The organism is Pseudarthrobacter sp. HLT1-7 (assembly GCF_059383435.1).
This window is the reverse complement of the sequence record NZ_JBWZCH010000022.1, coordinates 20741-34917: the sequence shown is the minus strand read 5'-3', so window position 1 is coordinate 34917 and position 14177 is coordinate 20741. Positions and strand designations below refer to the sequence as shown.

General features: G+C 67.3%; 14 protein-coding genes. 8 read left to right on the top strand and 6 right to left on the bottom strand.

All coding sequences use genetic code 11. From position 1 onward, the window contains the following. The first annotated feature begins 67 nt into the window (after positions 1–67). From frr to AC50X6_RS17075, 3 genes are all read left to right on the top strand, one after another. Entirely contained in the window at positions 68–625 is a 558-nt protein-coding gene (gene frr / locus AC50X6_RS17085) for a ribosome recycling factor (RefSeq protein ID WP_326967703.1), read from the top strand. Then, entirely contained in the window at positions 625–1545 is a 921-nt protein-coding gene (locus tag AC50X6_RS17080) for a phosphatidate cytidylyltransferase (protein WP_494967357.1), read from the top strand. The genes frr and AC50X6_RS17080 overlap by 1 nt, the downstream gene beginning before the upstream one ends. 86 nt (positions 1546–1631) lie before the next feature. Further along, on the top strand, positions 1632–2216 hold the full coding sequence (locus AC50X6_RS17075; protein WP_494967356.1) for a DivIVA domain-containing protein: 585 nt from the start codon (positions 1632–1634) through the stop codon (positions 2214–2216). Between the two features lie 4 nt (positions 2217–2220). Here the strand turns inward: AC50X6_RS17075 and AC50X6_RS17070 are convergent, their stop codons facing one another. From AC50X6_RS17070 to AC50X6_RS17055, 4 genes are read right to left on the bottom strand one after another with little or no spacing between them, the layout of a single operon-like run. Continuing rightward, positions 2221–3687: a sodium/solute symporter gene (locus AC50X6_RS17070; RefSeq protein ID WP_494967355.1), complete on the bottom strand. Its 1467-nt coding sequence runs from the start codon at positions 3685–3687 to the stop codon at positions 2221–2223. Between the two features lie 7 nt (positions 3688–3694). Next, positions 3695–4072 (bottom strand): DUF485 domain-containing protein, encoded by a 378-nt coding sequence (locus AC50X6_RS17065; RefSeq protein ID WP_494967354.1) that lies wholly within the window; start codon positions 4070–4072, stop codon positions 3695–3697. Next, the gene (locus AC50X6_RS17060) at positions 4069–4788 is read right to left on the bottom strand and encodes a LytR/AlgR family response regulator transcription factor (RefSeq protein ID WP_326967708.1); all 720 of its coding nucleotides are present in this window, start codon (positions 4786–4788) and stop codon (positions 4069–4071) included. Before AC50X6_RS17060 ends, AC50X6_RS17065 begins: the two co-directional genes overlap by 4 nt. 49 nt (positions 4789–4837) lie before the next feature. Further along, the gene (locus AC50X6_RS17055; RefSeq protein ID WP_494967353.1) at positions 4838–6055 is read right to left on the bottom strand and encodes a sensor histidine kinase; all 1218 of its coding nucleotides are present in this window, start codon (positions 6053–6055) and stop codon (positions 4838–4840) included. Between the two features lie 219 nt (positions 6056–6274). On the opposite strand from AC50X6_RS17055, the gene AC50X6_RS17050 reads away from it, so the two are divergent. After that, on the top strand, positions 6275–6655 hold the full coding sequence (locus AC50X6_RS17050; RefSeq protein WP_494967352.1) for a DUF485 domain-containing protein: 381 nt from the start codon (positions 6275–6277) through the stop codon (positions 6653–6655). Further along, positions 6652–8268, top strand: a complete 1617-nt coding sequence (locus AC50X6_RS17045) for a monocarboxylic acid transporter (RefSeq protein WP_494967351.1) — start codon at positions 6652–6654, stop codon at positions 8266–8268. The genes AC50X6_RS17050 and AC50X6_RS17045 overlap by 4 nt, the downstream gene beginning before the upstream one ends. Positions 8269–8397: 129 nt before the next feature. Here the strand turns inward: AC50X6_RS17045 and AC50X6_RS17040 are convergent, their stop codons facing one another. Continuing rightward, a complete protein-coding gene (locus tag AC50X6_RS17040; RefSeq protein ID WP_494967350.1) occupies positions 8398–8871 on the bottom strand; it encodes an Lrp/AsnC family transcriptional regulator in 474 nt (157 codons plus the stop codon). A 195-nt stretch (positions 8872–9066) separates the two neighbouring features. Between AC50X6_RS17040 and pdhA the strand changes: the two genes are divergently transcribed. From pdhA to AC50X6_RS17025, 3 genes are read left to right on the top strand one after another with little or no spacing between them, the layout of a single operon-like run. Next, complete coding sequence (pdhA, locus tag AC50X6_RS17035; RefSeq protein ID WP_494967349.1) at positions 9067–10245, top strand: pyruvate dehydrogenase (acetyl-transferring) E1 component subunit alpha; 1179 nt, start codon at positions 9067–9069, stop codon at positions 10243–10245. Next, the gene (locus AC50X6_RS17030) at positions 10245–11255 is read left to right on the top strand and encodes an alpha-ketoacid dehydrogenase subunit beta (protein WP_494967348.1); all 1011 of its coding nucleotides are present in this window, start codon (positions 10245–10247) and stop codon (positions 11253–11255) included. Before pdhA ends, AC50X6_RS17030 begins: the two co-directional genes overlap by 1 nt. After that, positions 11252–12640 (top strand): dihydrolipoamide acetyltransferase family protein, encoded by a 1389-nt coding sequence (locus AC50X6_RS17025; protein WP_494967347.1) that lies wholly within the window; start codon positions 11252–11254, stop codon positions 12638–12640. The genes AC50X6_RS17030 and AC50X6_RS17025 overlap by 4 nt, the downstream gene beginning before the upstream one ends. Before the next feature lie 782 nt (positions 12641–13422). Here AC50X6_RS17025 and AC50X6_RS17020 read toward each other — a convergent pair. Next, positions 13423–14055 (bottom strand): SACE_7040 family transcriptional regulator, encoded by a 633-nt coding sequence (locus AC50X6_RS17020; RefSeq protein ID WP_494967390.1) that lies wholly within the window; start codon positions 14053–14055, stop codon positions 13423–13425. Positions 14056–14177 lie beyond the last annotated feature (122 nt).

Genomic DNA, 14177 nt, shown 5'->3' with positions numbered 1-14177 from the left:
ACCACCGGAATCAAGACCGTGCAGCGCCCCGCCAGCGGCGGATGCACCAAATTTCTGAGGAGAGATCGTGATCGAAGAAACCTTGCTCGAAGCCGGGGACAAGATGGACAAGGCGGTTGAAGTAGCCAAGGAAGAATTCGCCTCGATCCGTACCGGCCGCGCCAACCCGGGCCTGTACAACAAGGTCCTGGTGGACTACTACGGCTCACCCACGCCGTTGCAGCAGCTGGCCTCCTTCGCCATCCCGGACGCCCGCACCATCCTGATCACGCCCTTCGATAAGACCGCCCTGCGCGACATCGAACGTGCCCTGAGCGACTCCGAGGTGGGAGCCAACCCCTCCAACGACGGCAACGTCATCCGGATCACCATTCCGGATCTGACGCAGGAACGCCGCAAGGAATACGTCAAGATCGTGAAATCCAAGGGCGAGGACGCCAAGGTCTCCATCCGCAACATCCGCCGCAAGGCCAAGGAGACGCTGGACAAGCTGGTCAAGGACGGCGACGCCGGCGAGGACGAGGGCAGCCGCGGCGAAAAGGAACTCGACGCCATGACCAAGGCCCATGTGGACGGAATTGACGAGCTGCTCAAGCGCAAGGAAGCCGAGCTGCTCGAGGTCTGATGGGGGAAGAACAGCGGGCCGCCGGACTACGCGTCCGGGGGCGGGGTAAAGAACGGAAGAATCCGACACCCAAAGCCGGCAGGAACCTTCCTGCCGCCACCGCGGTGGGCCTTGTAATGCTCATCTCCGTCCTGGGCGGACTGCTTATCCTCCCGCTGGTCTTCGTCCTGCTCGTCACCGTTTTCGCGGTCTTCGGAGTCTGGGAAATCTTCCGGGCCCTGGAAGCCTCTGGAACCCGGCTGCCGGTGGTTCCGGTGATGACCGGCGCCCTAGCGATGCCGGCCGCCGCCTACTTCGGCGGTGCGGAAAGCCTGCTGTTCGCCATGCTGCTCAGCAGCGTGGCGGTGCTGCTGTGGCGGTCTCTTGAAGGCGCGGCCGGCTCCGCCCGCAGCATTTTCGCCGGGGTCTTTACCCTGGCCTGGGTGCCGTTCCTGATCAGCTTTGCGGTGCTGCCGCTGCACACCCCGGTAGGGGCGGCACCGGTAGGCCTCTGGCCCGACGGCGTTGCCCCGCCCGGTGCATGGCACATCGCCACCCTTCTGCTGCTCGTGGTGGCAAATGACACCTTCGGCTATCTGGTGGGCGCCTCGCTCGGCAAGCACCCGATGGCCCCGAAGATCAGTCCCAAGAAGTCCTGGGAAGGCTTTGGCGGCTCCATCGCCGGCGCCACCGTCGTTGGTGTGCTCGCCGCCATCTTCCTGCTGGACAAGCCCTGGTGGGTTGGGGTGGTACTGGCCGTGGGCATGGTCGCGGCGGCAACCGCCGGGGATCTCTCCGAATCCATGGTCAAGCGTGAACTGGGCATCAAGGACATGAGCAGCATCCTGCCCGGCCACGGCGGCTTTATGGATCGGCTGGATTCGATCGTCTTCGCTTCCCCGGTGGCGTTCATCCTCTTCTCGGCCATGGCCGGCGTGTAGGCCCCTCCGCATTCCCACATCGCACCAACGTCCGGCCACTAGAATGGTGCCGAGCAAACCAGCCGAACGGCATTGAAGGAAACATAGTGACAGTGGACATTCAACGGCAGATTCCTGCGTCCTTTGACCGAGTTCAGCGGAACGAATACGGCTACAACGCCAAACAGGTCGATCAGTTCCTGCAGCGCGCACGGGTGTCCTTCGAGACCCCGGGGACGGCGGGCCGCCCCGTCAGGAGCGCCGACGTCCGGGCCGTTTCCTTCGATCCCGTCAAGGGCGGCTATGCCGCTGCCGGCGTGGACGCGGCGCTGGACCGCCTTGAGGATGCCCTGGCCCGGCGGGAACGCGATGATCTGGTGGCCGAGAGCGGCGAGGAAGCCTGGCTGCGTGACATCGGCAGGCTCGCCGGACTGCTCCGCGGCCGCCTGCACCGCCCGGACGACCAGCGCTTCCGGCGCCCCGCCAAGGCTAAGGTCCGCAGCTACAACACCACCGACGTGGACGACCTGTGCCATGAACTGATCGGCTACCTCGAGGAGGAGAAGCCGCTGAGCGTGGACAACGTCCGGCGCGCCGTTTTCCGCCCAGCAGTGGGCCGGGACGGTTACGAGGAAAGCCAGGTGGACGCCTTCCTGGACCGTGTCGTCGAACTGATGTCCGCGATCGACTGACGGGCTACCGCCCGGTCGCGAGCGGCCGTTCCGGGGTGTGCAGCCGGGTCATCAGCCGCGTGATGGTCCGCGGTACCCGGTCCTTGGTCGCCCGGGACACCAGGACCATCACGGCGAACGCTGAAGGCACCGTCCACGCGGCGGGCTGAGCGAGCCACGACGGCGTCCCGGCGGCACCCACGAACGCTCCGGCCACCATGGCACCGCCGCACAACAGGGCACCGGTCACCATACCGGCGATGGCCCCCGTATCCGTAAGCCCCCGCCACCAGATGCCCAGCAGCAGCACGGGGCAGATCGTGGACGCGGTGAACGCGAACACCATCCCCACGCTGCCGGCCAGCGCCAGCGAATCCGTCATGGAGGCGATCCCCAGCGGCACAACGGCCGAAATCAGCGCCGCCCAGCGGAAGCCGCGCACACTTCCGCCCAGCACATCCTGGCTGATCACCCCGGCGAGCGAGACCACCAGCCCGGACGTCGTCGACAGGAACGCCGCGAACGCCCCGGCCACCACCAGGGCGGTGAGCAGGTCACCGGCCATGCCGCCGACCATCCGGCCCGGCAGCAGCAGCACGAGGGCGTCGGCCTGCCCGCTCTGGGCCAGCCCCGGGGCGAACATCCGCCCGATCAGGCCGTACGCGGTCGGGAACAGGTAAAAGACCGAGAGCAGGCCCAGGACAATCAGCGTGGTCCGGCGGGCCGACTGCCCGTCCGGGTTCGTGTAGAAGCGCACCAGGACATGCGGGAGCCCCAGCGTGCCGAACAGCAGCGCCACCAGCAGGGAGATGTTCTGGTACGGCCCGGCCGGGGGAGCGGCCGTGGGGTTCACGGCGGCCTCGGCCACGGCGGGGGTCCCGGTGCCGGCCAGGACGAACAGGATGAACAGGATCGGCACGGCCAGCGCCGTCAGTTTCAACCAGTACTGGAATGCCTGGACGAACGTGATGGAGCGCATCCCGCCGGCTATGACGGTGATGCAGACGACGGCGACCACCGCTACCTGCCCCACCCACGCAGGCAGGCCGGTGGTGATCCGGATGGCCAGCGCCGCGCCGTGGAGCTGGGGGACGATGTAGAGCCAGCCGACCACCACCACCACGATGCTCGTGACGCGGCGTGCCGCCCGCGAGTCAAGCCGTGCCTCGGTGAAATCCGGAATCGTGTACGCGCCGGAGCGCCGCAGCGGGGCAGCCACGAACAACAGCAGCATAAGGTACCCGGCGGTGTAGCCCACGGGAAACCACAGGGCGTCCGTGCCGGAGAGCAGGATGAGTCCGGCCACACCGAGGAAACTGGCGGCGGAGAGGTATTCGCCCCCGATCGCCGAGGCGTTCCACCACGGCCGGACCGTGCGGGAGGCCACATAGAAGTCCCCGGTGGTGCGCGAGATCCGCAGCCCGTAGAAGCCGATGGCGGCGGTGGCCAGCGAGACGGCGGCGAATGCCGCGATGCCGACAACCGGATTCACCGGCGCCTCACCTGTCCCCGACGAGGTCCCGGTAGCGGGCCTCGTTCCGCGCCGCGGTCCGGATGTACAGCCAGGCGCTGAGCCCGACGACGGGATAGCTGCCGGCACCGAGCAGGACCCAGTCGAACGGCAGGCCCACAATCGTTGATTCCGCGAGCCCGGGGACTAATCCGAGCATCAGCGGGAAGGCGAGCAGGATCAGCAGGAAGCCGCCGGCCACCACGAGCGCCAGCCGCAGCTGCGAGCGGATCAGCGAGCGGACGAACACCTGGCCGGCGTCGGACTCCTCGGCGGCTTCACGTAGTGCCGCGGCCGAGCGCACCGCGGGCAGCGCCGTGCCGTTCTGCGCAGCGGTGCGGGGGGCCGTGACCCGGACGCGGGTCATGCCTGGGGCCGGATCCGGGTGGCTTCAAGCTTCTCCCGCACGGACGGCAGATGCCGCCGGCTGATCGGCAGTTCCGCCCCGGCCACGGTCACGCTGGGGCTCGCCGAGGCAAGCTTCATGTGGCTGACGTGGTTCAGGGCGATCAGGTACGAGCGGTGCGTGCGGATGAATCCGGCGTCGGCCCATTGCTGTTCGAGATCGGCCAGCGGAACCCGGATCAGGTAGCTCGCGTCCGCGGTGTGGAGCCTGGCGTAGTCACCCTGGGCCTGGACGTAGGTGACGTCATCGCGCCGGATCATCTTGGTGGTCCCGCCGAGGTCCACCGTGATCATTTCCGGTGCCTTCGCGCCGTCCTTGAGCAGATCGCAGATTCGTCCGATCGACTTCGACAGCCGGTCGGCGCGCAGGGGTTTGAGCAGGTAGTCCACTGCGGCCAGCTCAAACGCCTCCAGGGCGCAGTCCTCGTCGGCGGTGACGAACACGACGGCGGGCGGGTGGGCGCTGCGGGAGATGACCCGGGCAATGTCCAGCCCGGAAAGTGCAGGCATGTGAATGTCGAGGAAGACGGCGTCGACGTCCTCCGCTTCGAGGGCGCGCAGGGCCTCGGTTCCGGAGGAAGCCCGGTAGATGGTGCCGATCCGGTCATCCCGGCCGAGCAGGAAAGCCAGTTCCTCGACGGCGGGCAGCTCGTCGTCGGCGACGAGGACGTTAATCATGGTTCTAGAGTAGCGCCGCAGCCATCAGCCGCAGCAGTCGTCCGCAGGATCACGCATCGTGACGGGGTTGGGATTTGGGTACCCGCATGGTGATCAGGGTCCCTTCGCCGGGTGCCGTCTCGATGACGAGCCCGTTATCCTCGCCGTAAACCTGCCGCAGCCGGGTGTCGACGTTGCGCAGTCCCACGTGGTCGCCGTCGCTGTGCCCGGCGAGGACGGACCGCAGCTGTTCGGGGTCCATCCCGACGCCGTCGTCCTCGATGGTCACCTCGGCGAAGGCGCCGGAGTCGTGGGCCGTGATGGAGATGTGGCCGGGACCCTCCTTGGCCTCGAGGCCGTGCCGGACCGCGTTTTCCACGAGCGGCTGGAGGCTCAGGAACGGGATCACGGTGCTGAGTACCTCGGGCGCGATCCGCAGGCTGACCTGCACGCGGTCGCCGAACCGGGCGCGCTCCAGGAGCAGGTAGCGGTCGATGCAGCGAAGCTCTTCGGCCAGGGTGGTGAAGTCACCGTGCCGGCGGAAGGAATAGCGGGTGAAGTCGGCAAACTCCACCACGAGCTCGCGCGCCCGCACCGGATCGGTGTTGATAAAGGACGCGATGGCGTTGAGCGAGTTGTAGATGAAGTGCGGGCTGATCTGGGCCCGGAGCGCACGCACCTCGGCCTCCATCAGCAGGGTACGGGAGGCATCGAGTTCGGCCAGCTCCACCTGCGCGGCCACCCAGTCGGCCACCTCGCTGGTGGCACGGACCAGTCCTGCACCGGCCGACGGTGCGAAAGCCGCCACGACGCCCACCACCCGGGTGCCGGCCCTGATCGGGGCGATGACCGCAGCGCGCTCCACCACCGGCCGGGCCGGAATAACGCCCCTGGCCTGGGCGAGTTCCTGGACCTCGCCCGCCGGGATGACGGCGGTGTGGCCGCCGTCGAGCACCCCGGCGGCGAGCCCCATCAGCACGGGCCTGAGCTCCTCGCCGGCCCCGTCCCACGCGAGCACCCCCGCGGTGTCCGTGATCGCCAGCGCGTCGCTGGCCAGCAGGCTGCGCAGCTGCCGGCTGGCCTTGGCGGCGCCCGCCGGGTTGAGTCCGGTCCGCAGGTGCTGCCCGGCCCGGGAGGCCGCGTGCAGGGTCTTGTAGGTGGCCTGCTCCGCGTCGGTGCCCAGCTCCCGGAAGGAACGCAGGACCCTGAGCCCCACAGCGACGACGACGGCGATCGCCATCGCGATCACGGCGACGGCGGCGGCGGTAAACAGGGGAGAGTCCGGCATGGGCCCAGCGTAGCGCGGGCGCCCCGCATCAGCCGACGGGGCCGCACATCAGGTGCCGCTGGGCGCAGCATCCTGACCGCTGGGCGACGCAGGGTACGGCGGTTGTGGATTGTTAGGCGCATCACGATGCACAGTGATTGCAGTCACATGGGCCGGAAGACTGTTTCGAGAAGACCAGCGCGGCCGGTGTGGGCTCACAAGTCTCAATGAGGAGGAACGATGGGTCACGAAGCCCAAGAAACGGACGCCGCGGCGTCCGTGGACTTCAAAGAAGTCCAGTCGACGGAGCGGTTCCAGGAACTTCGCAAACGTCACCGCAGCTTTGTCTTTCCGATGGCCATTGCGTTTTTGCTCTGGTACTTCGCCTATGTCCTGCTGGCTGACTACGCGGTGGGCTTTATGTCCATCAAGGTCTGGGGCAACATCAACGTCGGCCTGATTATGGGGCTGCTGCAGTTCGTGTCCACGTTCGCTATCACGGGCTGGTATGTCAGCTATTCCAACCGGAAGCTGGACCCGATAGCCGCCGAAATCCGCCAGGAAATCGAAGGCCACGAATTCGATAAACACGGCAACCAGATTGGCGGGGAAACGAAATGACGCTTATGGTTCCCGCAGTAAACGTTGCGGATCTCAAGGACACCACCCTGCTGAACATGGGCATCTTCGGCCTGTTCGTCGCGGTCACCATGATCATTGTGATCAAGGCCAGCCGCAACAACAAGACGGCGGCGGACTACTACGCTGCCGGGCGTTCCTTCACGGGCCCGCAGAACGGCACCGCCATCGCCGGCGACTACCTCTCGGCGGCCTCGTTCCTGGGCATCACCGGCGCCATCGCCATCAACGGCTACGACGGCTTTATGTACTCCATCGGCTTCCTCGTCGCCTGGCTGGTTGCCCTGCTGCTGGTGGCCGAACTGCTCCGCAATACCGGCAAGTTCACCATGGCCGATGTGCTCTCCTTCCGGCTCAAGCAGCGCCCCGTGCGCATCGCTGCGGCCATCTCCACCCTCGCGGTCTGCTTCTTCTACCTCCTGGCCCAGATGGCCGGCGCGGGAAGCCTGATCTCGCTGCTGCTGGGCATCAGCGACTGGGGCGGACAGGCCCTGGTGATCATCGTCGTCGGCGCCCTGATGATCATGTACGTCCTGATCGGCGGCATGAAGGGCACCACCTGGGTGCAGATCATCAAGGCCATCCTGCTGATTGCCGGCGCCGCGGTCATGACGTTCTGGGTCCTCGCAATCTACGGCTTCAACCTCTCCGACCTGCTGGGCGGCGCGGTGGAAACCTCCAAGAACCCGAACCTTCTCAACCCGGGGCTTCAGTACGGCAAGTCAGAGACTTCCAAGCTCGACTTCATGTCCCTTGGCCTGGCCCTGGTCCTCGGTACCGCGGCCCTGCCGCACGTGCTGATGCGCTTCTACACGGTGCCCACCGCCAAGGAGGCCCGCAAGTCCGTGGTCTGGTCCATCTGGCTGATCGGTATCTTCTATCTGTTCACCCTGGTCCTGGGTTACGGCGCGGCTGCCCTGGTGGGCGCTGACACCATCAAGGGTGCCCCGGGCGGCGTCAACTCGGCCGCACCGCTGCTGGCCTTCTACCTCGGCGGGCCGCTGCTGCTCGGCTTCATCTCGGCGGTGGCCTTCGCCACCATCCTGGCCGTCGTCGCCGGGCTTACCATCACGGCGGCGGCATCCTTTGCCCACGACATTTACGCCAGCGTCATTGCCAAGGGCAAGGCCGATCCGGACACCGAGGTCAAGGTGGCCCGCAAGACCGTCATCGTCATCGGTATCCTGGCCATCGTCGGCGGTATCTTCGCCAACGGACAGAATGTGGCGTTCCTCGTGGCGCTCGCCTTCGCCGTGGCCGCCTCGGCCAACCTGCCCACCATCGTGTACTCGCTCTTCTGGCGCCGCTTCACCACCCAGGGCGCGCTCTGGAGCATGTATGGCGGCCTGGGCTCGGCCATTATCCTGATCACGCTGTCCCCGGTGGTTTCGGGTGCGAAGACGTCCATGATCCCGGGCGCCAACTTCGCAATCTTCCCGCTCAGCAACCCCGGCATCGTCTCCATCCCGCTCGCGTTCCTCCTGGGCTGGCTCGGTTCGGTGCTGGATAAGACGCTGGAAGACACCACCAAGCAGGCCGAAATGGAAGTCCGCTCCCTCACGGGTGTGGGCGCCGAGAAGGCCACCGACCACTAAGTACCGAAGCGCTGGCGCAGTCGGCCAGCTGGACAACAGGAGCTCCCGTGTATTGCACGGGGGCTCCAGTTGTGTGTCCGCCGCGCCGGCGGTCAGCCCTCCGCGGTCGGCCTTCCGCGGCGCCGGCGGTCAGCCCGCCGCGGAGCCCCGCTCCAGCAGGGGTTGGATCCGGAACGGGATGAGCTCACCCATGGCCAGGGCGGTGTCCGTCCGGTCCACGCCGTTACAGGACAGGATCTTGCCGTTGATCCGGAAGAGATCCTCGGCGTCGAGCGCCACTACCCGGAGCAGGAGGTCCGCCGAGCCCGTAAGGCCGTAGCCTTCGAGGATCTCCGGGATCCCCGCCAGTTCCACCGCCAGCTGGCCGAGCTTCTGCTGCTGGACATGCACGGAGATGAACGCCATCAGCGGGTAGCCCAGCGAGGCCGGATTGATGCGCCGTTCAAAGGAAAGGAACACGTGCTTCTTCTCCAGCTGGGCCATCCGGGCCTGGACAGTGTTCCGGGACAAACCGAGCTTTTGGGCCAGCGCCACAACGGTGCGGCGGGGGTCACCGGCCATGGCCGAAAGCAGGCGGGTGTCGGTGCCATCCAGGGGTTGCATAATGCGCAAGATTAGCACGGTCCAGTGGCTCCGGACAGTGCAGAATGCTCAACCTATCGACGGGTGGTTGTACCCAATGGGCATTGTGAGTAGGGTCACAACTATCCGGGGCAACGGCGCCCGGGCGGCTGGCGCGCAGCGGGATCACGAGTCCTGCGAGTTCCGGTCAGACGACGTCAGAAGGTGCGGACAACTGTGTTTACCGACGACGCGGGCAAGGGCGGCATTGCCGCCGGCGGCCCCGGGAACAGTGCAGAATCAAACAGGCGGACGGGCGGGGATCTCGTTCAGCTCATCACCCCCGGGGGTGAACGTGTCAGCCACCCAGAGTTCGACCCCTGGGTCCGGGATGTCAGCGACGAGCAGCTTGGTGCGCTCTACGAGGACATGGTGGTCATCCGCCGGATCGACACCGAGGCCACAGCACTGCAGCGCCAGGGTGAGCTTGCCCTCTGGCCCCCGCTGCTGGGCCAGGAAGCGTCCCAGATCGGCTCGGCGCGGGCCCTGCGCGACGACGATTTCGTCTTCCCCAGCTACCGCGACAACGGCGTCGCCTACTGCCGCGGGGTAAACCCGGAGGACATCGTGAAAGCCTGGCGGGGCAACGCCCTGGCCGGCTGGGACCCGTACACGGTGAATGTGGCAACACAGCAGATTATTATCGGCGCGCAGACATTGCATGCCACCGGCTACGCCATGGGCATTCAGAACGACGGCGCCGATTCAGTGGCAGTGGCCTACTTCGGCGACGGCGCCACGAGCGAGGGCGACGTCAACGAGGCCCTGGTGTTCGCCGCCAGCTTCCAGTCCCCGGTGGTCTTCTTCTGCCAGAACAACCACTGGGCCATCTCCGAGCCCGTCCGGCTGCAGTCCCACATCCAGATTGCGGACCGCGCCGCCGGCTTCGGTATTCCCAGCATGCGGGTGGACGGCAACGACGTCCTCGCCGTGATGGCTGCAACCCGCATCGCCATCGACCGGGCACGCCGCGGCGGCGGCCCCACGTTCATCGAGGCCGTCACCTACCGGATGGGCCCGCACACGACGGCGGATGATCCCACCAAATACCGCGACGCCAACGAGCTCGAGGACTGGGCTGCCAAAGACCCGATCTCCCGGCTCAAGTCGCTGCTGGAACGCAAGGGGCTGCTCACCGAGGAACTCGAGACAGCCGTCGCAGCCAAAGCGGACGCCGTCGCCAGGGACATGCGCGCCGGCGTTATCAACATGCCCGAGCCGGCACCGATGGACATCTTCAAGAACGTCTACAGCACGCCCCATTCCTCGCTGGACCGCCAGCAGGACCACTATTCCCGCTACCTGGCTTCCTTCGGTGATCCCGCAGAAGCCGCTTCTGAAGAAGGTGCACGCTGATGACGCAGATGACCTTTGCCCGAGCCATCAATTCGGGCCTGCGCAAGTCCCTTGAGAACGATCCCAAGGTGCTCCTCATGGGAGAGGACATCGGCGCCCTCGGCGGCGTCTTCCGGGTGACCGACGGTCTGCAGAAGGACTTCGGCACGCACCGCGTCGTGGACACCCCGCTCGCCGAATCCGGCATCATGGGCACCGCCGTCGGCCTGGCGTACCGCGGCTACCGGCCGGTGGTGGAGATCCAGTTCGACGGCTTCATCTATCCGGCGTTTGACCAGATCGTCAGCCAGGTCGCCAAGATGCACTACCGCACCCAGGGCGCCGTCAAGATGCCCATCACCATCCGCGTACCGTTCGGCGGCGGCATCGGCTCACCCGAACACCACTCCGAGTCCCCGGAGGCGTACTTCACCCACACCTCGGGCCTGCGCGTGATCTCCGTGTCCAACCCGCAGGATGCCTACACGATGATCCAGCAGGCCATCGCCTCGGATGATCCGGTGCTCTACTTCGAACCGAAGCGCCGCTACCACGACAAGGGCGAGGTGGATGAGATCCTTGAGCTCAGCGCCGCTCTGTCCATGGAGAAGGCCCGCGTGGTCGCCGAAGGCACGGACGTCACCCTCGTTGCCTACGGCCCGCTCGTGAAGACCGCCAGGGACGCCGCCCTCGCCGCCGCCGATGAAGGCGTGTCCGTGGAGGTCATCGACCTGCGCTCGCTGGCCCCCCTGGACTTCGCCACCCTGGAGGCCTCGGTCCGGAAGACCGGACGGCTGGTCATCACGCATGAGGCCTCCCAGTCAGGCGGCATCGGCGCCGAAATCGCCGCGAGCATCACCGAACGCTGTTTCTACCACCTCGAAGCCGCCCCGGTCCGGGTCACCGGCTTCGACGTCCCGTACCCCAATTCAAAGCTCGAACTGCACCACCTGCCGGGCCTGGACCGGATCCTGGACGGCGTCGACCGCGCCCTGGGCCGTCCCAACTCCCTGAGCGGGCTGGAAGGATGACCGCCACCATGATCAAGGAATTCAGGCTCCCGGACCTCGGTGAGGGTCTCACCGAATCGGAAATCGTCGCCTGGAAGGTCGCGGTGGGGGATACCGTTGCGCTCAACCAGATCATCGCGGAGGTGGAGACGGCCAAAGCCGTCGTCGAGCTTCCCTCGCCGTTTGCGGGTGTGGTCACCGCGCTGCACGAACAGCCCGGCACCGTGGTGGAGGTCGGCAAGCCCATTGTTTCCTTTGAGGTTGAGGGCGACGACGGCGGCTCCGGTTCGGGTGTACCCGCAGCCAAGCGCGAGCCGAACCTCGTCGGGTACGGCGCCGTCCTGGAAGGCTCCGGCCGTCCGGCCCGCCGCGCCCGCAGCTTTACGGCCCCCGTGGCTTCGGCCGCCGCGCCCGTCCCGGTGCTGGAGCACGTTGAGGCGGCCCCGGTGGTTCAGGCCGCCCCGGCCGGGATCCCGCCGGCCGAGCCCGGCGGGATCCGTTCCGCCGAGCGCCCGCGGTCCACCCCGCCGGTGCGAAAACTGGCCAAGGACCTCGGCGTCGACCTCGAAGCCGTCACCGGCACGGGGGAGCACGGGCTCATCACCCGCGACGACGTAAGGACCTTTGTCGGGGGCGGGGACCTGCCTGCGGCGGCTCAGGAACTGGCCGGTGTGTCCACTCAGGATCCGGCGCCGGCGCAGGGTGCCCGCGAGACCCGGTCGCCGATCAAGGGCGTGCGCAAGTTCACCGCCGCCGCCATGGTGTCCAGTGCCTTTACCGCACCGCATGTGACCGAGTTCCTGACCATCGACGTCACCCCCACGATGGAACTGCTGGCCCGGCTGAAGGCCAGCCGCGCGTTCGCCGGCTACAAGCTCACTCCGCTGACCATTGTGTCCAAGGCCGTGCTGATCGCTCTGCGCAACCACCCCACGCTCAACACCTGCTGGGATGAGGCGAAGCAGGAGATCGTCCAGTACAACTACGTGAACCTGGGCATCGCGGCCGCCACGCCGCGCGGCCTGACCGTCCCGAACATCAAGGATGCGGACCGGCTGTCCCTGCTGGAGCTCTCCACGGCGCTCACAGAACTGACGGACACGGCGCGGGCCGGTAAGACCAGCCCGGCCAACCTCTCCGGCGGTACCATCTCCATCACCAACATCGGCGTGTTCGGGATCGACTCCGGCACCCCCATCCTCAACCCGGGCGAGGCCGCCATCCTGGCTCTCGGCGCGGTGCGGAAGATGCCCTGGGAGTACCGGGACGAGGTGGCGCTGCGCCAGGTCATGACGCTCAGCCTCTCCTTTGACCACCGGCTGGTCGACGGAGAACAGGGCTCACGCTTCCTGCAGGACCTCGGCGCCATCCTGGCGGATCCCGGTATGGCGCTGGCCATGGTCTAAGCGCCGGTCCGGCCACCACGGCAGTTGTTTTCCGGCAGCTCGTGAACTCGGACGAGGGAGTGGCATGAGTCCCGACCCGCAAAGGCGCCGGCGGCGGTCTGGGGATCTGGCTGGCCAGCTGTGCAGCTGCTCAGCTTTCGTCATTGGGGGCGGCAGCTGCGATGTACGCCCAGCGCGCCCACGCGGAATACCGCCGCAGCGATGGACCGTGCGGTTTTGCACGGATCCTGCTGTCGTTGACTTTCGTCACTTCAGTTGAGGCCTCCAGCGGTTCGCCGAAGATGGCCGCGCTGGGGGTCCCGGACGCCGGCACGACGCTCCCGCCCAGTTACTTCCACGCGCACCGGCCGGCACCCGCGGGATCCAGCGGAATACCGCGGTTCCCTTTTACGGAAACGGGTTCCGGAACCGAGTAACTGGGCTGGAACGTCGGGCTGCGTCCCGGTGGGGTGGGAATAGCGAGTCAATTTGGCCCCGGAGGTAGCCGCTTGTCTTGGCCCCGCCCCGGGTAGGTTACCGGCGTGCCGGCAGGCGCTGCGGGGTTTCGTGGTTGCGGGCCGGCAGATCCTTCGGGACGTGGTGTCAGCCCGGCAGCCACCACGCTAGTGGGCGCACCCGAATGGGCGCCATGGGAAGTGCCACAGCGGCCGTCTTGGGCGAGTGGGCGCGCCCAAGTGGGCGCCCGCCAGCTGTCCCGGACCTGGCATACCTGGCCAACATATCGTTGGTGCGCACCGGCAACGTGCCCCGGTTCGTGGCATCCCTGCCGAAACTCGCCATCGTCAGTGCGCCGGCGGTGCGGCCGGTGCCAGGAGTGCGGCCAGCGCCATGCTTTCGAGCAATGGCCTGGCGCGCCGGACACCCATCCGGCGCCCGTGGCTGCGTACCGAGTGCGGGGTTGAGTTGATCAGGCCGAACGTGGCGTGGGCGCGCATCCGCAACTCGGCGGCCTCGGTACCGGCGTGCAGTCCGGCCAGGACATCGACCCAGAGCTCCACATAGTTGCGCTGCAGCGTGCGGACCTCGGCCTGATCGTCGTCGGCAAGGTTGCTGAAGTCCTGGTCCTGCACCCGGATGACGTCGGGATTGCTGAGGGCAAAGTCCACGTGGAACTCCACCAGCCGGCGCAGGGCCGCCGCGGCGCCGTCGGACTCCGCAACAACCCGGTGGCCGCCGTCGAGCAGCTCCTGGCTGACGCTCAGCAGCAGCGCCCCGAGGACGGCCTGCTTGCCGGTAAAGTGCCGGTAGACGGCGGGTCCGCTGACGCCTGCCGCGGCGCCCAGGTCCTCAAGCGACACACGGTTGAAGCCGTCGACGGCGAACAGTGCGGCGGCTGCGGACAGTAAGGCCTGCCGCCGGTTCTCCTTGGCCCGGCCGCGCTGGGTAGTTGGAACCGGCAGCGCTGGAACCGGCAGCGCTGGAGGCTGTAGCGCTGGAACCGGTAGCGCTGGAACCGGTCGCGCTGGAACCGGCAGTGACGGAGGCCGCGTTCCGGTCTGGCTCATCTGGCTGGGCTCGGTCACCGGCACATCCCTCA

Bases quoted from the DNA above. Each gene is read 5' to 3' on its own strand.
- AC50X6_RS17065 (WP_494967354.1), bottom strand. From the start codon at position 4,072: ATGACCCGCGTCCGGGTCACGGCCCCCCGCACCGCTGCGCAGAACGGC.
- AC50X6_RS17030 (WP_494967348.1), top strand. From the start codon at position 10,245: ATGACGCAGATGACCTTTGCCCGAGCCATCAATTCGGGCCTGCGCAAG.
- AC50X6_RS17060 (WP_326967708.1), bottom strand. From the start codon at position 4,788: ATGATTAACGTCCTCGTCGCCGACGACGAGCTGCCCGCCGTCGAGGAA.
- AC50X6_RS17080 (WP_494967357.1), top strand. From the start codon at position 625: ATGGGGGAAGAACAGCGGGCCGCCGGACTACGCGTCCGGGGGCGGGGT.
- AC50X6_RS17055 (WP_494967353.1), bottom strand. From the start codon at position 6,055: ATGCCGGACTCTCCCCTGTTTACCGCCGCCGCCGTCGCCGTGATCGCG.
- AC50X6_RS17050 (WP_494967352.1), top strand. From the start codon at position 6,275: ATGGGTCACGAAGCCCAAGAAACGGACGCCGCGGCGTCCGTGGACTTC.
- AC50X6_RS17045 (WP_494967351.1), top strand. From the start codon at position 6,652: ATGACGCTTATGGTTCCCGCAGTAAACGTTGCGGATCTCAAGGACACC.
- AC50X6_RS17040 (WP_494967350.1), bottom strand. From the start codon at position 8,871: ATGCAACCCCTGGATGGCACCGACACCCGCCTGCTTTCGGCCATGGCC.
- AC50X6_RS17025 (WP_494967347.1), top strand. From the start codon at position 11,252: ATGACCGCCACCATGATCAAGGAATTCAGGCTCCCGGACCTCGGTGAG.